Source organism: Streptomyces sp. NPDC102270, from assembly GCF_044766405.1.
GTDB lineage: Bacteria > Actinomycetota > Actinomycetes > Streptomycetales > Streptomycetaceae > Streptomyces.
Window position 1 is genome coordinate 109086 of the sequence record NZ_JBIWLX010000001.1, and the last position, 22566, is coordinate 131651.

The 22566-nt window shown below is 70.2% G+C and carries 17 protein-coding genes and 1 pseudogene; 6 read left to right on the top strand and 12 right to left on the bottom strand.

Going from position 1 to position 22566, the window contains the following annotated elements; all coding sequences use genetic code 11:
* Nucleotides 1-85: 85 nt before the first annotated feature.
* Both dnaJ and hrcA read right to left on the bottom strand, forming a co-directional pair.
* Nucleotides 86-1225, bottom strand: a complete 1140-nt coding sequence (gene dnaJ, locus ACIRP7_RS00470; RefSeq protein WP_403651882.1) for a molecular chaperone DnaJ — start codon at nt 1223-1225, stop codon at nt 86-88.
* The gene (gene hrcA / locus ACIRP7_RS00475; RefSeq protein WP_007381950.1) at nt 1226-2242 is read right to left on the bottom strand and encodes a heat-inducible transcriptional repressor HrcA; all 1017 of its coding nucleotides are present in this window, start codon (nt 2240-2242) and stop codon (nt 1226-1228) included. It lies immediately after the preceding gene.
* A gap of 151 nt (nt 2243-2393) precedes the next feature.
* On the opposite strand from hrcA, the gene ACIRP7_RS00480 reads away from it, so the two are divergent.
* Both ACIRP7_RS00480 and ACIRP7_RS00485 read left to right on the top strand, forming a co-directional pair.
* Complete coding sequence (locus ACIRP7_RS00480) at nt 2394-3122, top strand: MBL fold metallo-hydrolase (RefSeq protein WP_403651885.1); 729 nt, start codon at nt 2394-2396, stop codon at nt 3120-3122.
* A gap of 34 nt (nt 3123-3156) precedes the next feature.
* The gene (locus ACIRP7_RS00485; RefSeq protein ID WP_403651887.1) at nt 3157-3963 is read left to right on the top strand and encodes a DUF3097 domain-containing protein; all 807 of its coding nucleotides are present in this window, start codon (nt 3157-3159) and stop codon (nt 3961-3963) included.
* Between the two features lie 208 nt (nt 3964-4171).
* Here the strand turns inward: ACIRP7_RS00485 and hemW are convergent, their stop codons facing one another.
* Complete coding sequence (hemW, locus tag ACIRP7_RS00490; RefSeq protein ID WP_403651890.1) at nt 4172-5404, bottom strand: radical SAM family heme chaperone HemW; 1233 nt, start codon at nt 5402-5404, stop codon at nt 4172-4174.
* 30 nt (nt 5405-5434) lie between these two features.
* Nucleotides 5435-7414, bottom strand: a complete 1980-nt coding sequence (locus tag ACIRP7_RS00495) for a SpoIIE family protein phosphatase (RefSeq protein ID WP_403651893.1) — start codon at nt 7412-7414, stop codon at nt 5435-5437.
* A 102-nt stretch (nt 7415-7516) separates the two neighbouring features.
* Here ACIRP7_RS00495 and ACIRP7_RS00500 point away from each other — a divergent pair, with 102 nt between their 5' ends.
* Nucleotides 7517-11647, top strand: coding sequence for a HAMP domain-containing protein (locus tag ACIRP7_RS00500; RefSeq protein ID WP_403651895.1), 4131 nt, complete (start codon nt 7517-7519; stop codon nt 11645-11647).
* 13 nt (nt 11648-11660) lie between these two features.
* Nucleotides 11661-12206: a two-component system response regulator gene (locus ACIRP7_RS00505; RefSeq protein WP_403651897.1), complete on the top strand. Its 546-nt coding sequence runs from the start codon at nt 11661-11663 to the stop codon at nt 12204-12206.
* A 71-nt stretch (nt 12207-12277) separates the two neighbouring features.
* Here the strand turns inward: ACIRP7_RS00505 and ACIRP7_RS00510 are convergent, their stop codons facing one another.
* Together ACIRP7_RS00510 and lepA are read right to left on the bottom strand one after the other, a co-directional pair.
* Nucleotides 12278-14149, bottom strand: a complete 1872-nt coding sequence (locus tag ACIRP7_RS00510; protein ID WP_403651900.1) for an AMP-dependent synthetase/ligase — start codon at nt 14147-14149, stop codon at nt 12278-12280.
* 235 nt (nt 14150-14384) lie between these two features.
* The gene (lepA, locus tag ACIRP7_RS00515; protein WP_403651902.1) at nt 14385-16253 is read right to left on the bottom strand and encodes a translation elongation factor 4; all 1869 of its coding nucleotides are present in this window, start codon (nt 16251-16253) and stop codon (nt 14385-14387) included.
* 254 nt (nt 16254-16507) lie between these two features.
* Here lepA and rpsT point away from each other — a divergent pair, with 254 nt between their 5' ends.
* Nucleotides 16508-16774, top strand: a complete 267-nt coding sequence (gene rpsT / locus ACIRP7_RS00520; RefSeq protein ID WP_125193247.1) for a 30S ribosomal protein S20 — start codon at nt 16508-16510, stop codon at nt 16772-16774.
* 320 nt (nt 16775-17094) lie between these two features.
* Here the strand turns inward: rpsT and ACIRP7_RS00525 are convergent, their stop codons facing one another.
* Together ACIRP7_RS00525 and ACIRP7_RS00530 are read right to left on the bottom strand one after the other, a co-directional pair.
* Nucleotides 17095-17493 (bottom strand): nuclear transport factor 2 family protein, encoded by a 399-nt coding sequence (locus ACIRP7_RS00525; RefSeq protein WP_403651905.1) that lies wholly within the window; start codon nt 17491-17493, stop codon nt 17095-17097.
* A gap of 370 nt (nt 17494-17863) precedes the next feature.
* On the bottom strand, nt 17864-18442 hold the full coding sequence (locus ACIRP7_RS00530) for a TetR/AcrR family transcriptional regulator (RefSeq protein ID WP_403651907.1): 579 nt from the start codon (nt 18440-18442) through the stop codon (nt 17864-17866).
* A 92-nt stretch (nt 18443-18534) separates the two neighbouring features.
* Between ACIRP7_RS00530 and ACIRP7_RS00535 the strand changes: the two genes are divergently transcribed.
* Complete coding sequence (locus ACIRP7_RS00535; RefSeq protein WP_403651910.1) at nt 18535-18984, top strand: anthrone oxygenase family protein; 450 nt, start codon at nt 18535-18537, stop codon at nt 18982-18984.
* A gap of 320 nt (nt 18985-19304) precedes the next feature.
* On the opposite strand, the gene holA is transcribed toward ACIRP7_RS00535, so the two are convergent.
* From holA to ACIRP7_RS00555, 4 genes and pseudogenes are all read right to left on the bottom strand, one after another.
* Nucleotides 19305-20294: a DNA polymerase III subunit delta gene (holA, locus tag ACIRP7_RS00540; protein ID WP_403651912.1), complete on the bottom strand. Its 990-nt coding sequence runs from the start codon at nt 20292-20294 to the stop codon at nt 19305-19307.
* Between the two features lie 339 nt (nt 20295-20633).
* A complete protein-coding gene (locus ACIRP7_RS00545) occupies nt 20634-20879 on the bottom strand; it encodes a hypothetical protein (protein WP_403651915.1) in 246 nt (81 codons plus the stop codon).
* Nucleotides 20880-20917: 38 nt separating this feature from the next.
* Nucleotides 20918-21784, bottom strand: coding sequence for an arylamine N-acetyltransferase (locus ACIRP7_RS00550; protein ID WP_403651917.1), 867 nt, complete (start codon nt 21782-21784; stop codon nt 20918-20920).
* Nucleotides 21765-22562: pseudogene (locus ACIRP7_RS00555) on the bottom strand (ComEC/Rec2 family competence protein); the annotation flags it as partial. The pseudogene ACIRP7_RS00555 and the gene ACIRP7_RS00550, both read right to left, overlap by 20 nt.
* Nucleotides 22563-22566: the final 4 nt, after the last annotated feature.

Sequence of the window (22566 nt, forward strand, 5' to 3'; positions counted from 1 at the left end):
CAACCGACTGAACAGTCCCTGCTGGCCCGGCTGACTCTGTCTGCCCGGGGGACAACCCCCGGACCCCCGGCAGTCGCCCCCCAGCTCACGTACGACCGTTGAACGCATCCTTCAACCGACTGAACAGTCCCTGCTGCCCCGGCTGGAACTGCCCCGTGGGCCGTTCCTCGCCGCGGAGTTTGGCCAGCTCGCGCAGGAGGCGCTCCTGCTCGGGGTCCAGCTTGGTGGGGGTCTGGACCTCGACGTGGACGATGAGGTCGCCCCGGCCGCCGCCGCGCAGGTGGGTGACGCCCCGGCTGTGCAGGGGGATCGACTGGCCGGACTGGGTGCCCGGGCGGATGTCGACCTCCTCCAGGCCGTCCAGGGTCTCCAGCGGGACCTTGGTGCCGAGGGAGGCCGCGGTCATCGGGAGCGTGACCGTGCAGTGCAGGTCGTCGCCCCGGCGCTGGAACTGCGAGTGCGGGAGTTCGTGGATCTCGACGTACAGGTCACCGGCGGGACCGCCACCGGGGCCCACCTCGCCCTCGCCCGCGAGCTGGATCCGGGTGCCGTTGTCCACACCGGCCGGGATCTTGACCGTGAGCGTGCGGCGCGAGCGGACCCGGCCGTCGCCGGCGCACTCCGGGCACGGGGTCGGGACCACGGTGCCGAAGCCCTGGCACTGCGGGCACGGGCGGGACGTCATGACCTGGCCCAGGAAGGACCGCGTCACCTGCGACACCTCACCGCGGCCGCGACACATGTCACACGTCTGAGCCGAGGTCCCCGGCGCCGCGCCCTCACCACTGCAGGTGGTGCAGACGATCGCCGTGTCGACCTGGATGTCCTTCGTCGTACCGAAGGCCGCCTCGTCGAGCTCGATCTCCAGCCGGATCATCGCGTCCTGGCCGCGCCGGGTGCGCGAACGCGGACCCCGCTGCGACGCCGTACCGAAGAACGCGTCCATGATGTCCGAGAAGTTCCCGAACCCACCGGCCCCGAAGCCGCCCGCGCCACCGCCGCCGGCCTGCGAGAGCGGGTCACCGCCGAGGTCGTAGACCTGCTTCTTCTGCGGGTCCGACAACACCTCGTAGGCGGCGTTGATCTCCTTGAACCGCTCCTGGGTCTTGGGATCCGGGTTGACGTCCGGGTGCAGCTCGCGCGCGAGCCGACGGAACGCCTTCTTGATCTCATCCTGCGACGCGTCGCGGCGCACGCCGAGAACGGCGTAGTAGTCCGTGGCCACTTACGACTCCGCCAGGATCTGTCCGACGTACCGTGCCACTGCGCGTACCGCTCCCATCGTTCCCGGGTAATCCATGCGGGTCGGTCCGACCACGCCGAGCTTGGCGACTGCCTCGCCGCCCGAACCGTAACCGACCGACACCACCGAAGTGGAGTTGAGTCCCTCGTAGGCGTTCTCGTGACCGATACGTACGGTCATGCCCGAATCCCCGGCCTCACCAAGGAGCTTGAGGAGAACGACCTGCTCCTCGAGAGCCTCCAGGACGGGCCGGATCGTGAGGGGAAAGTCATGTCCGAAGCGGGTGAGATTCGCGGTGCCGCCGATCATCAGCCGCTCCTCGTTCTCCTCGACGAGCGTCTCCAGAAGAGTGGAGAGCACTGTCGAGACCGTACCCCGGTCCTCGACGTCGAAGCCTTCGGGCAGGTCCTCGACCAGTTGCGGCACATCCGCGAACCGCCGCCCGGCGATCCGGCTGTTGAGCCGCGCCCGCAGATCGGCGAGCGAGGCCTCGCCGAAGGGGGCCGGGCAGTCGACCATGCGCTGCTCGACCCGGCCGGTGTCCGTGATCAGCACGAGCATCACGCGCGCGGGGGCGAGCGAGAGCAGTTCCACGTGCCGCACCGTCGAGCGGGTGAGGGACGGGTACTGCACGACGGCGACCTGCCGCGTGAGCTGCGCGAGCAGCCGCACGGTGCGGGCCACGACGTCGTCGAGGTCCACGGCGCCGTCGAGGAAGTTCTGGATCGCGCGGCGCTCGGGCGCGGTCATCGGCTTGACGCCCGCCAGTTTGTCGACGAACAGCCGGTAGCCCTTGTCGGTCGGGATCCGCCCGGCACTGGTGTGCGGCTGGGCGATGAACCCCTCGTCCTCCAGGACCGCCATGTCGTTGCGGACGGTCGCCGGGGAGACTCCGAGGTTGTGCCGCTCGGTCAGGGCCTTCGACCCGACCGGCTCCTCGGTGCCGACATAGTCCTGGACGATGGCGCGCAACACCTGAAGCCTGCGTTCACTCAGCATCGCGCACACCTCCAGAAGTCGTTCCCTTGGCGCCTTGCCCTGGCACTCTGTCCGCCCGAGTGCCAGCGTCCCCGGGCCAGTGTACGGCGGTGGGGTACTCCCTGGGCAAGGCTGGTCCTGGCGTGACCGGTCGTACGGCTAGCGTCGCGGTATGACGGTGACTTGGGAAGAGCTCGGGTGGGAGCGGGTCGCGGCCGGGGTGGGACGGTGCCGGCTGCCGGGCTGGGACTGTACGGCGGGCCTGGTGATCGGCGCGGGCACGGCCCTGTTGGTGGACGCGGGCTCGGGCCTCGCGGAGGGTGCCCGGCTGCGTGCGCAGGCCGAGGAACTGGCCGGCCACCGTGTGACCCATCTCGCGCTCACCCACCCCCACTTCGACCATGTCTTCGGTGCGGCGGCGTTCGCGGGGGCGGAGGTGTTCGGCGCGGTGGGCGTGGAGACGGTGCTGGCGGGGCGGCGCGGCCGCGCGGAACTGCGGGCGGACGCGGTGCGCAACGGACTGGACCCGGCGGTGGCCGATGAGGCGGTGGACGCCCTCGTCTCGCCCCGGCATCACGTCTCGGGCGAGTGGACGCTCGACCTCGGCGACGGCCGCCAGGTCCTGCTGGCGAACCTCGGCCCCGGCCACACGGCCCACGACCTCGCCGTCCTCGTGCCCGGCGCCCCGGAGGTCGTCTTCTGCGGCGACCTGGTCGAGGAGTCGGGCGAACCGCAGGCGGGCCCGGACGCCCTACCGGCGCACTGGCCCGCCGCGCTGGACCGGCTGCTGGCACTGGGCGGCGAGGACGCGCTGTACGTGCCCGGTCACGGAGCGGTGGTGGACGCGGCGTTCGTGAGGGCGCAGCGGGACGCGCTGGCCGCGCGTTTCGGCGTGTCGTAGTGATCCCCGGGCCGGTTCTCCTATCGTCATCCGAATGCGCCAGTACTCCGCCGACCTGACCCCTCCGTGGAAGAAGCCCAAGCCGGTGCCGGAGGTGCCCGCCGAGCCCGGTCTGGTGGTCGAGGAACCGGGCACGGGCTTCTGCGGCGCGGTGATCCGCTGCGAGGCGGGCACGGTCACTCTGGAGGACCGCTTCGGCAAGCACCGGGTGTTCCCGCTGGAGCCACGCGGTTTCCTCCTGGAGGGCCGGGTGGTGACCCTGGTCAGACCGACGGCCGCGTCTCCCGTACGACCCTCCCGTACCGCGTCCGGGTCGGTGGCCGTCCCCGGCGCACGCGCACGCGTGGCCCGCGCCGGCCGTATCTACGTCGAGGGCCGTCACGACGCGGAGCTGGTGGAGAAGGTGTGGGGCGACGACCTGCGCATCGAGGGCGTGGTCGTGGAGTACCTGGCGGGCGTGGACGACCTGCCGTCGATCGTGGCCGAATTCGCGCCGGGCCCGGACGCCCGGCTCGGCGTCCTGGTGGACCACCTGGTGCCGGGCAGCAAGGAGTCCCGTATCGCCGCGTCGGTGACCAGCGAGCATGCCCTGGTCGTCGGACACCCGTACATCGACATCTGGGAGGCCGTGAAGCCGTCGGCCCTGGGCATCGAGGCGTGGCCACGGGTACCGCGCGGCCAGGACTGGAAGACCGGCGTGTGCAAGGCTCTGGGCTGGCCGTCCGAGAACACGGGCGCGGTGTGGCAGGCGATCCTGAAACGGGTGGGGTCCTACCGGGACCTGGAGCCGGAGCTGCTGGGGCGGGTGGAGGAACTGATCGACTTCGTCACGGCGCCGTAGCGGATACGCGCGGCGAGCCTGCGGGCGGGACGTACGGCTGCGGGTTCGTTGTGGCGTGCAGCTACATCAGCGTGTGACCGACCGCAGCCGCAACCTGCTCAGGGGCGCGGGGCTGTATCGATGTGCGGCTACCGCCGCGTGGGCGCGACCAGCCCCCACCGGCCCGCAGCCGCCACACAATTCCGCCGAGTCATCTCCCACCAGGCGCCTAATCCACCAGATCCCGCACCACCGCGTCCGCCAGCAACCGCCCCCGGAGCGTCAGTACAGCCCGGCCCTCCCCGTAGGGCGCCTCCTCGAGCAGCCCCTCCCCCAGCGCGCGCCGAGAGGCGGTCAGACCCTCCTCCCGGAGCAGCGACAGCGGCGCCCCCTCGCGCAGCCTCAGCTCCAGCAGGATCCGCTCGACCCGCCGGTCCTCCTCCGAGAGCAGCTCGCGGCCCGCTCCGGGTGACTTCCCGGAGGCCAGCGCAGCCGCATACGCGCCCGGATGCTTCACGTTCCACCACCGCACCCCGCCCACGTGCGAGTGCGCCCCGGGTCCGGCGCCCCACCAGTCGGCGCCCCGCCAGTACAGCTCGTTGTGCAGGCAGCGGCCCGCCTCGGAGGTAGCCCAGTTCGACACCTCGTACCAGTCGAATCCGGCCTCCGCCAGCACCGAGTCCGCGATCAGATAACGGTCCGCGTGCACGTCGTCGTCCGTCATCGGCACCTCACCCCGACGGATACGACGGGCCAGCTGCGTGCCCTCCTCGACGATCAGCGCGTACGCCGACACGTGGTCGGGGCCGGCGCCGATCGCCGCCTCCAGGGACGCCCGCCAGTCGTCGTCGGACTCGCCGGGAGTGCCGTAGATCAGGTCGAGGTTGACGTGCGAGAACCCCGCCGCGCGGGCCTCCGCCACGCACGCCTCGGGCCGCCCCGGCGTGTGCGTGCGGTCCAGCACCTTCAGGACGTGCTGCTTCGCGCTCTGCATCCCGAAGGACACCCGGTTGAAGCCGCCCTCCCGCAGCGCCGCCAGATACGCCGGGTCCACCGACTCCGGGTTCGCCTCGGTGGTCACCTCCGCGTCCGCGGCCAGCCCGAACTCGTCACGGATCGCCCCCAGCATCCGTACGAGATCCCCGGCGGCCAGCAGCGTCGGCGTACCGCCCCCGACGAACACCGTGCGCACCGGGCGCGGGTCGTCGCCCAGGACCTTGCGGGCCAGGCGGATCTCGTCGATCAGGGTGTCCGCGTAGTTGTCGCGGGAGGCCAGCACCCCGCCCGAACCGCGCAGCTCGGTCGCGGTGTAGGTGTTGAAGTCGCAGTAGCCGCAGCGGGTCGCGCAGTACGGAACGTGCAGGTAGAAGCCGAGAGGGCGGTCGGCGGACCCGGTGAGCGCGGACGCGGGGAGTGAGCCGTCGTCGGGGACGGGTTCGCCGTCGGGGAGTGCGGAAGGCATGTCCTCCATTGTCCAGCACCCCGCGGGCACCTACTCCGCCTGCAGCACCAGCAGCGCCAGATCGTCCTCCGGCGGCCGTGCCCCGAACTCGTGGACCAGCCGTTTGATCCGCTCCGCGATCAGCTCGGCGTCCAGCCCCGCGCACCCGGCGAGCGCCTCCGCGAGCCCGTCCTCGTCGTCGAACTGCCGGGGGCCGCTGCGCCGCTCGGTCACCCCGTCGGTGACGCACAGCAGGGTGTCGCCGGGCCGCAGCTCGAAGGTCTCGCTGGTGTACGTCTCGTCCTCGACGACCCCGAGCAGGGTCTGCGGGCGCGCGGCCGTACGGACCTCACCGTCCGAGCCGAGCAGCAGCGGCAGCGGATGTCCGGCGGAGGCGAGGGTGCAGCGCACTCCGCCGTCGAAGGGCGCGAGCTCGCCGTACAGGAGGGAGAGGAAGCGGTTCTGCGGGCCGTCGCCGGGGTTCATGGGACGTCCGCCCGCGGCCGCCAGGGCTCGTGCGGCGGCGTCGGCGGCCTCCGTGGCGTCGTCGAGGAGCAGCTGGTTGAGCCGGTCCAGGACATCGGCGACGCGGTAGCCCTCACGGGCCAGCAGCCGCAGCCAGGGCCGCGCCAGCCCGATCACCACGGCCGCCTCGGGGCCCTTGCCCTGGACGTCGCCGACGGCGAAGCACCAGCGGCCGTCGCCGGCCGGGAAGAGGTCGTAGAAGTCGCCGCTGGGTCCGCCCTTGTCGTACGGCTCGTACACCAGGGCGCTGCGCACCCCGGGGATCTCGGCGACCGCGCCGGGCAGCAGACCGCGCTGGAGGACCGCGCTGATGGTGGCCTGGCGTGCGTACTGGCGGGCCGCGCCGATGGCGAGCGCGACCCTGCGGCTGAGGTCCTCGACGAGCCCGGTGATCTCGTCGGGGAAGGAGATCAGCCCGGCCCTGCCGATGACCAGGGTGCCCAGCGGGCGGCCGCCTGCGGTGAGGCGGTAGGCGAGCGCGGAGCCGTGTGTGCCGTGCGGGCCCAGTGCCTCGCCGGGCCAGGGGAACGGCACGGGCCCGGAGTGGTCCGGCCCCGAGGGGCCCGGTGACTCCTTCTCCAGCGCCTGCCGCAGGTCCTCGATCCGGGTCTCGGAGCAGTGCCACACGCGGGCCAGCCGGGGCCCGGACACAGCGCCCTCGCCCCAGCCCGTCCCGTCCTCGCCCGGGCGGGGGGCGCCCCAGCGGCCGGCGACCTCGTCCTCCAGCCACACCGCGCACCAGTCGGCCAGCCGCGGCACGATCAGCTGGCCGGCGAGCGCGGCGACCAGGTTCTCGTCGAGCTGCCCGGCGAGCAGGTCGGAGGCCTCGGCGAGGAAGGACAGGGCACCGCGATCGAGCCAGTCCCGGTCGGGCTCACCGTGGGACGCGGGCGGGGCCGGAGCCGGGGCCTGGTTGGGGGGTGGTTCCGGGGCGAGTATCGCGGCGACCCGCAGCCCCCGCTCGCGCGCCTTCTCCCCGGCGTACGCCTGGAGCCCGTCGAGGGCGTCCTTCCCTCCCGGCGGCAGTTGCGCCCACACGGTCTTGGCGCCGGTGCGGTAGGTGATGCCCCAGGTCTCGGCGAGGGCGGCGACCAGGCGCAGTCCGCGCCCGTACTCCGCCGTGCCGTACGAGGGTTCGGGGTCGCCGTCGCGAGGGGCGCGGGAGGGGTGGTGGTCGAGGACCTCGACGACGAGGGCGCCGGTGTGCGGCTCCAGACGGCAGTCCACCTCGATGTCGGTGCCCGCGTGCACGACGGCGTTGGTGACGAGTTCACTGACCACGACCACGGCGTCGTCGCCCTGCCGGTCGCTGAGGAACTCGGTTCCGGGCAGGGCGAGTTCGGCCCATTCGGCGACCGCCGCCCGTAACAGGGCGCGGGCCGAGCCCGGAGCGAGCGGGCCGCCGGGGAAGGCTGCGTGGACGTGCGGGAGCGTGCCGTCGCCGCCCCGCACGGGCGGATCGGACGCACGGGCAACGGACTCCCGTTGCGCAGGAATGGCCCCCATGTCCGTCTCCCGGAGCAGTTCGGACGAATACACCTCGGTCGATGCGGACAGAGTGACAGACTGGCCACGCCCATAAGCGCCGAGTTACCGAAGTGGGCCGCCATGAGTGAGAACAGTGGTACGCCTGTGCTCGAAGAAGGACAGAACGCCGACCGGATTCGAGCATCGGATCTGCGTCCCCTGCTCGCCGCGATGACCGCTGCCCGCGACGGTGCCTTCCGCCGGATGCCGGAGTCCGGGGACGGGATCGTGGCCGAACTGACGGCTGTCTTCAATCAGCTGGTGGACCGCAATGTCCACTTCACCGGTGAGGTCAACCGGGTGAAGCGGGAGCTGGTGCGGCACGGCCGGCTCGACGAACGGCTCTCCCCCAGCCCGGGGCAGGGCACCTGGACCTCCCGGGTCAACGACGTGAACCAGCTGCTCGACGCCCTGGTGGTCCCGGCCGCCAACGCGACCCGGGTCCTGGACGCGGTGGCCGGCGGCGATCTGACCCAGCGGGTCGACCTGCACGACGGCAACCGGCAGCTGCGCGGTGATCTGCGACGGCTGGGCCGGGCCGTGAACAAGATGGTCGACCAGCTCTCCCTGTTCACCGGCGAGGTGACCCGGGTGGCCCGCGAGGTCGGCACCGAGGGCCGGCTCGGCGGGCGGGCCAAGGCGACCGGGCTTTCGGGGAGTTGGCGCGATGTGACCGAGGCGGTCAACACCATGGCCTCCCGGCTGACCGCCCAGGTCCGGGACATCGCCCTGGTGACCACGGCGGTGGCCCGCGGCGACCTGACCCGTACGGTCACGGTCGAGGCGACGGGCGAGCTGCTCGAACTGAAGCTGACCGTGAACACGATGGTCGACCAGCTCTCCGCCTTCGCCGACGAGGTCACCCGGGTGGCCCGCGAGGTCGGCACCGAGGGGCAGTTGGGCGGCCGGGCCCAGGTGCGCGGGGTGTCCGGGGTCTGGAAGGACCTCACCGACAACGTCAACTTCATGGCTTCGAACCTGACGTCGCAGGTGCGGAACATCGCCCAGGTGACGACGGCGGTGGCCAACGGTGACCTGAGTCAGAAGATCACGGTCGACGCGCAGGGCGAGATCCTGGAGCTGAAGTCGACCATCAACACCATGGTCGACCAGCTCTCCGCCTTCGCCGACGAGGTCACCCGCGTGGCCCGCGAGGTCGGCACCGAGGGAAACCTCGGCGGCCGGGCCCAGGTGCGGGGCGTGTCGGGCGTCTGGAAGGACCTCACCGACAACGTCAACTTCATGGCGGACAACCTGACCTCCCAGGTCCGCAACATCGCGCTGGTGTCGACGGCGGTGGCCCAGGGCGACCTCGGCAAGAAGATCACGGTCGAGGCGAAGGGCGAGATCCTGGAACTGAAGTCGACCATCAACACCATGGTCGACCAGCTCTCCGCCTTCGCCGACGAGGTCACCCGCGTGGCCCGCGAGGTCGGCACCGAGGGAAACCTCGGCGGTCAGGCCCAGGTGCGGGGCGTGTCGGGCGTCTGGAAGGACCTCACCGACAACGTCAACTTCATGGCCCTGAACCTGACGTCGCAGGTCCGGAACATCGCGCAGGTGACGACCGCCGTCGCCAACGGCGACCTCTCCAAGAAGATCACGGTCGACGCCCGCGGCGAGATCCTCGAACTGAAGGACACCGTCAACACGATGGTGGAGCAGCTGCGGGCCTTCGCCGACGAGGTGACCCGGGTGGCCCGCGAGGTCGGTACCGACGGCCGGCTGGGCGGCCGGGCCCAGGTCCTTGGGGTCTCCGGGGTCTGGCGGGACCTGACCGACAACGTCAACTACATGGCCGACAACCTCACTTCGCAGGTCCGCAACATCGCCCAGGTGACCACGGCCGTCGCCAACGGCGACCTCTCCAAGAAGATCGACGTCGACGCGCGCGGCGAGATCCTGGAGCTGAAGACCGCCATCAACACCATGGTCGACACGCTCTCCTCCTTCTCCTCCGAGGTCACCCGCGTGGCCCGTGAGGTCGGCAGCGAGGGCCAACTCGGCGGCCAGGCACGCGTCGAGGGCGTGTACGGCACCTGGAAGCGCCTGACGACCAACGTGAACGAGCTGGCCTCCAACCTGACCACCCAGGTCCGCGCGATCGCCGAGGTCGCCTCGGCGGTGGCCCAGGGAGACATGTCCCGCGCCATCACCGTGGAGACCCAGGGCGAGGTCACCGAGCTCAAGGACAACATCAACCTGATGGTGGCCAATCTCCGCGAGACGACCCGGGCCAAGGACTGGCTGGAGTCCAACCTCGCCCGGCTGGCCGCCCTGATGCAGGGCCACCGGGACCTGATGGAGGTCGCCGACCTGATCCTGCGCGAGCTGACCCCGCTGGTGAACGCCCAGTATGGCGCGTTCTTCCTGGCCGACCCGGACGAGAACGGAGCCTCGCTGCACACCGCCGTTCCCGCGAAGGGACTGGCGTTCATCGCGGGCTACGGCTCGGCGCAGGGCGCGACCGTCGACACCGGCGGCATGCCGGTCCACGGTCTGGTGCGCCAGGCGGCCCGCGAGAAGAAGCGGATCCTGGTGGAGGAGGCCCCGCCGGACTACATCAAGATCAACAGCGGGCTGGGTGAGGCGGCCCCGAGCAGTGTCGTCATCATCCCGATCCTCTTCGAGGACAAGCTCCTCGGCGTGATCGAGCTGGCGTCCTTCTCCCGCTTCTCCGATGTCCACCTGGCGTTCTTCGACCAGTTCGTGAACACCATCGGCGTCGCCATCAACACCATCATCGCCAACTCCCGCACCGAGTCCCTGCTGGGCGAGTCCCAGCGCCTGGCGATGCAGCTCCAGGAGCGCTCGGACGAACTCCAGATGCAGCAGGCGGAGTTGCAGCGCTCCAACGCGGAACTGGAGGAGAAGGCCGCCCTGTTGGCGACGTCCTCGCAGTACAAGTCGGAGTTCCTGGCGAACATGTCGCACGAACTGCGCACCCCGCTGAACTCCCTGCTGATCCTGGCGAGGCTGCTCTCCGACAACCCGGACGGCCGTCTCTCCGACCAGGAGGTGCAGTTCGCGACGACCATCCACCGCTCGGGCTCGGACCTGCTCCAGCTGATCAACGACATCCTGGACCTGTCGAAGATCGAGGCCGGCCGGATGGACGTACGCCCGAAGAAGCTGCCGCTCATCAAGCTGCTCGACTACGTCCACGCCACCTTCCGCCCGCTCACCCTGGACCGGGGGCTGGCCTTCGAGGTGGCGGTCGGCGAGGCCGTGCCGCGCGAGATGTACTCCGACGAACAGCGCCTCCAGCAGATCCTGCGCAACCTGCTCTCCAACGCGATCAAGTTCACCGCCTCGGGCCGGGTCGAACTGCGCGTGACCCGCATCAAGGACCCCGAGCGCCGGTACGTCCGCGAGAGCGACGACGTGGTGGCCTTCGCGGTCTCCGACACCGGCATCGGCATCGCGCGGGAGAAACTCCCGGTGATCTTCGAGGCGTTCCAGCAGGCCGACGGCACGACCAACCGCAAGTACGGCGGCACGGGGCTCGGTCTGTCCATCAGCCGGGAGATCGCGGGCCTGCTGGGCGGCCGGATCGTCGCCGAGAGCGAACCCGGCAAGGGGTCCACCTTCACGCTCTACGTCCCCGTCGCCGGCCCCGGCCACACGGCGACCGGCCCGACCACCGAGGACCACTCCCTGCCGAGCCCGGAGGACCTGTCCACCGAGCCCTGTCCGACCGCCCACGACGCCGAGGACTCGTGGCCCGCGCCCACCAAGCTGGAGGCGTGGAAGTCGGGCCGGGCGGGCCAGGTGCTGTCCGGCAGGCGGGTGCTGATCGTGGACGACGACATCCGCAACGTCTTCGCCCTCACCCATGTGCTGGGCCGCGTCGGCATGCCGGTCCTGTACGCGGAGAACGGCCGCGAGGGCATCGAGACCCTGGAGCGCAACCCGGACGTCGAGCTCGTCCTGATGGACATCATGATGCCGGAGATGGACGGCTACGAGACCATCGCCGCCATCCGCCGCGCCCCGCGCTGGACCGGTCTGCCCATCGTCGCGCTCACCGCGAAGGCGATGCCCGGAGACCGTGAGAAGTCGATCGCGCGCGGCGCCAACGACTACGTACCCAAGCCGGTGGACGTCGACCAGCTGCTGACCGTCGTATGCGCCCTCCTGGACCCCGAGGGCGCCCGGACGCAGGAGCGGACCGAGACCGAGGAGGCGGTGGTTCAGCCCACCGACGACTGAATGAGGCAGTCACATGAACGCTGAGGCAAGGACCGACGACGGTGCGGGCATCCTCCTGGTCGACGACATGGAGGACAACCTGATCGCACTGGAGGCGGTCCTCGGGTCCCTCAACGAACCACTGGTCCGCGCCCGTTCGGGCGAGGAGGCGATGAAGGCCCTGCTCCGCCGCCGGTTCGCGCTGGTCCTCCTGGACGTGCGCATGCCGGGCATGGACGGCTTCGAGACGGCGGCGAACATCAAACGCCTGGACCAGACGAAGGACGTCCCGATCATCTTCCTCACGGGCACGGACGACGACTCGGGGTACGCCTTCCGCGGCTACGCGACGGGGGCGGCGGACTATCTGACCAAGCCGTTCGACCCGTGGGTGCTGCGGGCGAAGGTGAGCGTGTTCCTGGAACTGCACAGGAAGAACCAGCAGCTGGAGCGGCTGCTGGCACGGCAACGAGCCGACTACGAGGAGGTGAGCAAGCGACTGGCGGCCCTGGAGGACGAGTTGACGGAATCGCAGCGCACTCAGGTGAAGGAACTCCGGCGCCTTCTGGAGAAACGGTGAGGTTCCTCAGGGGCGCGGGGCTGTATCGATATGCGACTTCGCCGCGTGGGCGCGACCAGCCCCGCCACCCCTCACGCCTCGCGAGAGCCCGCGTACATCTCCTCGATGAGGTGCTTGTACTCCCGCTCCACCACAGGCCGCTTCAGCTTCAGACTCGGCGTGATCTCACCGTGCTCCACGTCGAGATCCCGCGGCAGCAGCCGGAACTTCTTGATCGTCTGCCACCGCTGAAGCCCCTCGTTGAGCTGCTTCACATAGCCCTCGACCATGGAGACGGTGACGGGCGCGGCGACGACCTCCGCGTACGACTTCCCTTCGAGCCCGTTCTCCTTGGCCCACTCCAGGATGGACACCTCGTCCAGCGCGATGAGCGCGGTGCAGAAGTTCCGGTCAGCGCCGTGCACCAGGATGTTGGACACGTACGGGCACACCGCCTTGAACTGCCCCTCGACCTCGGCGGGCGCGATGTACTTGCCGCCGGACGTCTTGATGAGGTCCTTCTTGCGGTCGGTGATCCGCAGGTACCCGTCGGGCGACAGCTCACCGATGTCCCCGGTGTGGAACCACCCGTCGGCCTCGAGGACCTCGGCCGTCTTCTCCGGCAGCCCGTGGTAGCCCTCCATGATTCCCGGGCCCCGCAGCAGGATCTCCCCGTCGTCCGCGATGCGGACCTCCGTGCCGGGCAGCGGCTTGCCGACCGTACCGGTGCGGTAGGCCTCGCCCGGGTTCACGAAGGAGGCCGCGGAGGACTCCGTGAGGCCGTAGCCCTCGAGGATGTGGATGCCGGCGCCGGCGAAGAAGTACCCGATCTCGGGCGCGAGCGCGGCGGAGCCGGAGACACACGCCCGCAGGTTTCCGCCGAACGCCTCCCGGATCTTCGCGAAGACCAGCGCGTCGGCCACCTTGTGCTTGGCGCTCAGTCCGAAGGGCGCCGAGGCGACCCCGGTGCGCCGGAAGTTGTCCTGGGTGGCCTTGGCGTACTCACGGCCCACCTCGGCGGCCCACTGGAAGATCTTGTACTTGGCGCCGCCGCCCGCGCGGGCCTTCGCCGCGACCCCGTTGTAGACCTTCTCGAAGATGCGCGGGACGGCCGCCATGTACGTCGGCTGCACGACCGGCAGATTCTCGATGATCTTGTCGACGCGGCCGTCGACGGCGGTGACGTGGCCGACCTCGATCTGCCCGGAGGTGAGCACCTTGCCGAAGACGTGGGCGAGCGGCAGCCACAGGTACTGCACGTCCTCGCCGCTGATCAGCCCGGTCGCGGCGATGGCCTTCGCCATGTACGCCCAGTTGTCGTGCGGCAGCCGTACGCCCTTGGGGCGGCCGGTGGTGCCGGAGGTGTAGATCAGCGTGGCGAGCTGGTCCTTGCTGATCGCACCGACCCGTTCCTTGATCAGGTCCGGGTCCTTCTCCAGCCGGGCCGCGCCACGGGCCTCCAGCTCGGCGAGGGTGAGAACCCAGTCGCTGGTCTCGACGCCCGCCGGGTCGATCACGACCACGTGGGTGAGATCGGGCAGCTCGGCCTTCTTCGCGACCGCCTTGGCGAGCTGCGCCGCGTCCTCCGCGATCAGCACCCGGCTCTCGGAGTCGGAGAGGATGAACGCCGACTCCTCGGCGTTGGTCTGCGGATAGACCGTGGTCGTGGCGGCACCCGCGCACATGATGCCGAGGTCCGCGAGGATCCAGTCGATACGGGTCGAGGAGGCCAGGGCGACCCGCTGCTCGGGCTGCACCCCCAGCTCGATCAGCCCGGCCGCGATGGCGTGCACCCGCTCCGCGGCCTGCGCCCAGCTGAGCGACTTCCACTCGTCCGGGCCCTGGCCGGAGGCCGGGACGGGGTAGCGGTACGCCTCGGCGTCCGGTGTGCTCGCAACGCGCTCCAGGAAGAGGGTCGCCACACTCGGCGGGCGGTTCTCGATCAGTGTCTGTGTGTCGCTCACGACATCCTCCGGGGCCCGCGGCAGTGCGGCCGGCTCTCAGGTTTGCGGCTGTTGTTTAACTCGCGAGTAACTATCGAGCAGAGATCAGAGTAAGGCGCGACCGACCCGTTCGTAAGGGGCGGCGGCCTGTCACTTCGTACAGAGCGCGACGTTACGCACGCGTAGGGCCCGCCGCACTTGCGCACGACGGACCCCTTTCCATCCGATTCGACGGGTAACCGTCTGTAACCCGCGGTTACTTCTTGCCCTTGCCCGATCCCGCGCTGTCATCGCTGGAGAGCACCGCGATGAAGGCCTCCTGCGGAACCTCCACGGAACCCACCATCTTCATCCGCTTCTTGCCTTCCTTCTGCTTCTCCAGCAGCTTCCGCTTACGGGAGATGTCACCGCCGTAGCACTTGGCGAGGACGTCCTTGCGGATGGCGCGGATGGTCTCGCGGGCGATGACCCGGGAGCCGATGGCGGCCTGGATGGGGATCTCGAAGGCCTGGCGCGGGATCAGCTCGCGCAGCTTGGCGACAAGCCGTACGCCGTACGCGTACGCGGCGTCCCGGTGGGTGACCGCGGAGAAGGCGTCGACCCGGTCGCCGTGGAGCAGGATGTCGACCTTCACCAGCTGGGCGTCCTGCTCGCCGGTGGGCTCGTAGTCGAGGGAGGCGTAACCGCGGGTCTTGGACTTCAGGTTGTCGAAGAAGTCGAAGACGATCTCGGCGAGGGGGAGTGTGTACCGGATCTCGACGCGGTCCTCGGAGAGGTAGTCCATGCCGAGGAGGGTGCCGCGACGGGTCTGGCAGAGCTCCATGATCGATCCGATGAACTCGCTGGGAGCGAGGATCGTGGCCCGGACGACCGGCTCGAAGACCTTGTCGATCTTTCCCTCGGGGAACTCGCTCGGGTTGGTGACCGTGTGCTCCTTCCCGTCCTCCATGATCACGCGGTAGACCACGTTCGGCGCGGTGGCGATGAGTTCGAGGTTGAACTCGCGCTCCAGGCGCTCACGGATGACGTCCAGGTGCAGCAGGCCGAGGAAGCCGACGCGGAAGCCGAAGCCGAGGGCCGCGGAGGTCTCCGGCTCGTAGACCAGCGCGGCATCGTTGAGCTGGAGCTTGTCGAGGGCGTCGCGCAGCTCGGGGTAGTCGGAGCCGTCGAGCGGATAGAGACCGGAGAACACCATCGGCTTGGGGTCCTTGTACCCGCCGAGGGCCTCGGTGGCGCCCTTGTCCTTGCTGGTGATGGTGTCACCGACCTTGGACTGACGGACGTCCTTCACACCGGTGATGATGTAGCCCACCTCGCCGACGCCGATACCGTCGGCCGGCGTCATCTCGGGGGACGAGACACCGATCTCGAGGAGCTCGTGGGTGGCGCCGGTCGACATCATCTTGATGCGCTCGCGCTTGTTGAGCTGACCGTCGATGACACGGACGTACGTCACGACACCGCGATAGGAGTCGTAGACCGAGTCGAAGATCATCGCGCGGGCGGGGGCGTCCTTGACACCGACCGGAGCGGGGACGTCGCGGACCACCCGGTCCAGGAGCGCGTCCACGCCGACACCGGTCTTCGCCGAGACCTTGAGCACATCCTCGGGCAGGCAGCCGATGAGGTTGGCGAGCTCCTCGGAGAACTTCTCCGGCTGGGCGGCCGGCAGGTCGATCTTGTTCAGTACGGGGATGATCTTGAGGTCGTTCTCCATCGCCAGGTAGAGGTTGGCGAGGGTCTGGGCCTCGATGCCCTGGGCGGCGTCGACGAGGAGGACCGTGCCCTCACAGGCGGCGAGCGACCGCGAGACCTCGTAGGTGAAGTCGACGTGCCCCGGGGTGTCGATCATGTTGAGGATGTGCGTATTGCTCTTGTCGTGGGTCGGGGCCCACGGCAGACGCACCGCCTGCGACTTGATCGTGATTCCGCGCTCACGCTCGATGTCCATGCGGTCGAGGTACTGAGCACGCATCTGGCGCTGCTCGACCACGCCGGTCAGCTGGAGCATCCGGTCGGCGAGCGTGGACTTGCCGTGGTCGATGTGCGCGATGATGCAGAAGTTGCGGATCAGAGCCGGGTCGGTACGGCTCGGCTCGGGCACGTGGCTGGGGATCGCGGGCACGCAGGGTCCTGATTCTTGAGGCGTCCGCAGTGTCTGCGGTCTCGGGTCGGATCGATACGTAGCCTCCATGGTCCCACGGGCGGGGACCGGCGACCGGTTTGGGCCACTCGTGGAGCCGCTGGTACTCTGAGTGGCTGTGTCCTCATGCCCTCTCAGCGCGAGGCACAACTCCGAGAAATCACCTGGTACGGGACCCTGGGTTTTCCTTCGTGAAAATCCTCCTTGCCCGTGCCTGAACCTGTAGAGGCTCATTCGTGGCGAACATCAAGTCCCAGATCAAGCGGATCAAGACCAACGAGAAGGCCCGGCTGCGCAACAAGGCCGTCAAGTCCTCCCTGAAGACCGCGATCCGCAAGGCCCGCGAGGCCGCTGCCGCGGGTGACGTCGAGAAGGCCACCGAGTACCAGCGCGCTGCAGCGCGTGCGCTCGACAAGGCCGTCTCCAAGGGCGTCATCCACAAGAACCAGGCCGCCAACAAGAAGTCGGCGCTTGCTTCGAAGGTTGCTTCCCTCCAGGGCTGACCTCTTCTGATCTGACCGGTTCCGTACGTCTAGCCACGGGACCGAACCGCCGGAAGGACCAGAGCGGGCCCTCTCTCATCCGCTCCCGACCGGCCCCCAGGAGCCACGCGCGGCCTGCGTTCGCCACGCGGGCGTGACTCCGAAAGCTTGAACCGAAGACCCCGGTCCGCTCGCCCTTCCCCAGGGCGGGGGGCCGGGGTCTTTGTTGTGGGGCGGTGGAGGTGTGGAGCGGTGGGTGATGGGGCTGTGGGAGGTGGGGCTGTGGGAGGTGGGGCTGTGGGAGGTGGGGCTGTGGAATGGCGGGTCCGAGGCCGTGGGTTTCAGTCCGCCCAGAACTCGTTGCTCTTGTCGATGTCCGCGACACACTCGTCGAGGTCGGTGACCTTGTCCCCGACGATCCGGAACACGATGCATCCGGTGTCGTCCAGGCGCCGCCCCTTCCGCTCGGCCGTGAACCGGAACATCCCGACGGCGTGCCCACGCCCGTCGACGGCGATCCCGCGCATCTCCAGCCGCATCGACCCGCCGGTCTCCTGCCCCAGCCTCTGATACATGTCGATGATCGCGTCCTGCCCCTTGAAGTCTCCCGAGAGCGGATGACTACCGGGCACGTGATGCGTGGCATCCATCGCGGTCAAATCCCGCAGGGTGTCCATGTCCCCACGGGCGAACGCCTCGAACCCCTTACGAACGAGCGCTGCGTGCGGATGCTCAGCCATGACGACCGCCACCTCTCCGTTGTCCGGCGATGTTCGGCTGACCCGTCCGATTCTCCTCCTGGGGGGTGGGGGGAGCACCTTGGTGGGGGCGGGGTGAGATGGGGGCGGGGTGAGACGGGGGCGCGGGGGGGAGCGCTGTCTGTCCCGGTGAACGCACCACATGGCGGGGGCGAGCGCAGCGGCACCGCGCGGGCCGGGGCCGTACACGGTCAGAGCATCGCATCGCGACCTCCGGACGAGCGCCCCGTTCGGGTGGCGGGACCAGGTGATCCGCGGCTGCGCCGTGCGGGCGCGAGTGACCGGAAGCTTTGCTGGGGCGGGCGGCGACCGGGCCCGAGAGCCCCGGCTGCCGGCCCGTCGGGGCGGTGTGTCAGAGGATGGCGAGCCGGTCCACCAGGAGCTCCACCCTCGGCTCGGCGTCCTCGGGCAGCAGGCGGCCCGCGCGGGTCAGGGTCGCCAGGCCGTGCAGGGCCGCCCAGAACAGCTCGGTGAAGAGCCCCGGTTGGACGTCGTCGCCGGCGACCTCACCGAGAGTCTCCAGCAGGGCGGCGAACGCGTCCTTCAAAGGCTCGGGGGTGTCCTCCTGCGCGTACGCCAGGCCGCCGTCGAGCTGGAACAGGGCGTCGTAGACCGCCGGGTTGCGTGCGGCGAAGTCGAGGTAGGCGCGGGCCAGGGCGACGACCCTGGCGCGGGGGCGGTCCGCGGCGGAGGTCGCGGCCCGCACCGCCGTCGCCAGTTCGGCGGCCCCCTGAAGGGCGACGGCGCCGATGATCTCGCGCTTGCCCCGGAAGTGGCTGTAGAGAACGGGCTGGCTGTATTCGATGCGCTCGGCGAGCCGGCGGGTGGTGACTGCGTCCCAGCCCTGCTGCTCGGCGAGTTCGCGGGCTGTCGCCACGATGAGGCGCTCGCGCTCCGCCCGTTCGCGCTGCTTGCGTTCCTGTACAGACATGAAACGAATCCTAGCACCGCTAGACAATCGAGCGGCAGCATTGCTAGCGTTGCCTCATCTGCTAGCAATGCTAGTTCACGGGAGGGATCGTCATGCTCAACGCACTCGAGGTCGTCACCACCGTCATCGTCGGCCTGATGGTGGGGGTGGAGTTCTCCGTCGCCTTCATCATGAACCGGATCCTGGACGCTCTTCCCGAGGACAGCGGCCAGCTCGGCCACGCCCACGGCGGCCGGATGCTCGGCGCCCTGATGCCGTTCTGGTACATCGGCTCGCTCGTCCTCAGCACGATCTGGGCCATCGCCGGATGGCACCACCACGGTGCGGGACTCGTCGTCACCGCCGCCGGGCTACTGATCGTCAGCGTGGTCATGTCGATACTGCTGCTCGTCCCGATCAACAACCGGAACAAGACCTGGACCCCCGAGAACCGGCCCGCCGACTGGAAGGAGCAGCTGCACCGCTGGGAGCGCTGGCACTACGTCCGCGTCGCCGTCATCATCGCCGCCTTCGCCCTGCTCGTCTCCGCCCTCGTCCGATAGGTCCGGGGGGAGCGCGGGAGGGCTTCGGATTCCCGACCCGGAGCCACGCCGCTTGAACAGCCGCGTCTGCGGGACCTGATCAGGCCCCGCACGACTCCGTCAGACCAGCAAGGTCCGCCTCGCCGCCGGCCGCGGGTGCCGCCCGCCCGCACTCGTGCCGAGCGAAGGAGAGGCGGCCGAACCGGACGGGGTGGCCGTCGCCGTCGCCGTCGCCGGGCAAGCGGGGCTGGTCGGCCCGTCGGCCACGACACCGGCCTCTACAAACGACGAACACCGGCCGCTAGAACCGAGGAACACCGTCGAACGACAACGCCGCCCGACTATCCCCGCCCCCGAGACCGGGCCGCCCGAGCAATCGCCACGACGGCCTTCTCCAAGGCGTACTCGGGATCGTCCCCCCCGCCCTTCACCCCGGCGTCCGCCTCGGCCACGGCACGCAGCGCGACAGAGACACCATCCGGCGTCCACCCCCGCATCTGCTGCCGCACCCGATCGATCTTCCACGGCGGCATCCCCAGCTCACGCGCGAGATCAGCGGGCCGTCCGCCCCGAGCCGACGACAGCTTCCCGATCGCCCGCACGCCCTGCGCCAGCGCACTGGTGATCAGGACCGGCGCGACCCCGGTCGACAAGGACCACCGCAACGCCTCCAACGCCTCCGCGGCCCGCCCCTCCACGGCCCTGTCGGCGACGGTGAAACTGGAAGCCTCGGCCCGCCCTGTGTAGTACCGCCCCACGACAGCCTCGTCGATCGTCCCCTCGACATCGGCGACCAGCTGGGTCACGGCGGACGCCAACTCCCGCAGATCGCTCCCGATCGCATCGACCAGCGCCTGACACGCCTCGGGCGTGGCGGACCGCCCGGTCGCCCGGAACTCCTGTCGCACAAAGGCCAGCCGGTCCGCGGGCTTGGTCATCTTCGGGCAGGCGACCTCTCGCGCCCCCGCCTTCCGCGCGGCATCGAGCAGCGCCTTGCCCTTGGCTCCCCCCGCGTGCAGCAGCACCAGGGTGATCTCCTCGGCGGGCGCCCCGAGATACGCCTTCACGTCCTTGACGGTGTCGGCGGACAGATCCTGCGCATTGCGCACGACCACGACCTTGCGCTCCGCGAACAACGACGGACTGGTCAACTCGGCGAGCGTCCCCGGCTGCAACTGGTCCGGAGTCAGATCCCGCACATCCGTATCCGCATCAGCGGCCCGGGCAGCGGTGACCACCTCCCGCACAGCCCGGTCGAGCAGCAGCTCCTCCTGCCCCACAGCAAGGGTCACGGAGGCGAGAGGGTCGTCATGAGCAGTCTTCTTGGCCATCGCGTACAGCATGGCACGGGGCACTGACAGCGCCGTGACTACGGGCGCCGACGAGACTCCTCGCGCAGTCCCCGCACCCTGGGACGGGCACCCTCACGCCGCCCGGCAACGCTGTCCGCGCAGCCAAGCCGGCCGTCTTCCTCCATCCGCCCTCGGCGCCGTTCACGGGGAGGTCCGTCTATGGCCCCATCCGAGAGATCGTCCCGCTGCGAAGATGCCGCCCCCGACAGCGCGGAAGTGTGAAACCGGCCTCTCGCCGGCCCCCACGCCCCCACCCGCAACCCCGTGAACGCTGCCCCTCAGCCCACCTCAAGCCCCCAAGCCGTCCGAGCCCGGGCCTCAGGGCTCCTCCCGCCACCCGTCCCACTCCCCCACGAACTCCTCCAGTTCCCCGGGATCCAACCGGCCCGGCGCATCCCGCAGCACCACCAGCCACTGCGCGTCCTCCGCATCGTCCTCCCCCGCCAACGCGTCCCGAACGACCTGCGGCTCCTCATCCACCCCGAACCGTTCCGAGAGAGCCTGGACGACCTCCTCCGCGGCATCCCGATCAGGCAGCACCAGCACATGTCTCACATCGCTCACGGGACCATTCTCCAGGCCGGCCCCAGTGCCCGGGCCACTCATCCCCGCGACCCGCCCCGCCCCTCCGGCTCACGTACGGTCGGCACCCGGCCGAGCTCGATACCGAACCTCTCCCGGTACACCCCCAGCACCTCCTCGTCCGTCTCCAACTCCCGTTCCTCCCGCGCCCCGTCGGCGGCCGTCACCTTGAAGACCCGCCCGCTGAGCGTGATCCGCCCGCCGTCCTCCGTGACCCTCGAACACACCAGGGACTGGGTGAAGTGCGAGGCCGACGAGGTGCTGTGCCACCAGGCCCCGGCCGCGAAGTCACCGAGCACCCGGGGCCGCACCTCCAGCCGGTACTGACTCCTGCCGTCCATGACGACATCCAGGTCCGCGGCGTCACCCCCTCCCTTCTTCACCGCGCCGTCCCCGCCGCGCACCCCCGCCGCGTCGGGCCCCGCCTCGACGATCCGGAAAGTGCCCCCGGGATCCTCCTGCTCACCCCGCGCCCCGAACGCCAGCGGATAGTGACTGTGCGCCCCGAACCCGACATCGGCCAGCCACTCGCCCCCGTCCACCGTCCGTACCCGCAGCGCGAGATGGTCGTACGGGATCCCGAGCCGCCCCTCCTCCCCGTACACCCGGCCCGCGAGCAGCGTGACGTCGAAGCCGAGCGCGGCCAGCAATGCCCCGAACGCCCCGTTCAGCTCGTAACAGAACCCTCCCCTCCGGGCACCGACCACCTTCTCCACCAGCCGCTCCTCCTCCAGCACGATCTCCTCGCCGAGGTGGACCGACAGGTTCTCGAAGGGCACGGTCTGCAGATGGCGCAGATGCAGCTCGCGCAGGACCTCCACGGTTGGCCACGCCGGGTGCTGGACTTCCAGGCGGCGGAGGTATGCGTCAACCTGTGTCGGATTCATGCCCCCAGTCTCGCGCCACCCACAGTCCCCCACCGCCCGCGCCACCACCACCGTTTCCATCGCCCGTCCCGGCGACCGCCAGCGACCCGTCCCGGTCCGTCCGCAGCACCACCGCACCCCCGGCCCGCAGCGCGGCGACCGTAGCGGGAGCCGGGTGGCCGTACGTGTTGTCGGCGCCGACGGAGATGAGCGCGAGCCGCGGGGCGGCCCGGCGTATCAGCTCCGGGTCCTGGTAGGCCGAACCATGGTGGGCGACCTTGAGGACGTCCACCCCGGCCAGCCGCGCACCCGCAGGCGATCTCAACAGCTCCTGCTGGGCCGGGGGTTCGAGGTCCCCGAGCAGGAGGAAGCGCAGCCCGGCCGACCGTACGAGCATCGTGACGCTGGCGTCGTTGGGGCCGTCCTCCGCGGCCGCAGCCGGATCCGCCGGCGGCCACAGCACCTCCCAGGCCAGGGCTCCCGTGCGCCGTTCCTCCCCGGCTGCCGCACGTGTCACCGGAATCCGCCGGGCCGCCGCTTCCCGGTGAACGGACTCGGCCTGGTCCACCGGCTCCTCCAGCCCGGTGGTCTCGATCGCTCCGACCGACCGCCCCCGCAGCACCCCGGCCAGCCCTGCCACATGGTCGGCGTGGAAGTGGGTCAGGACCACGAGCGGCACCTTGGTGATGCCGAGTGTGCGCAGACAGCCGTCGACGAGTGCCGGATCGGGGCCGGCGTCCACGACCACGCCCGTCCCCTCCCCTGCCGCGAGCACCGTCGCGTCGCCCTGGCCCACGTCTTCC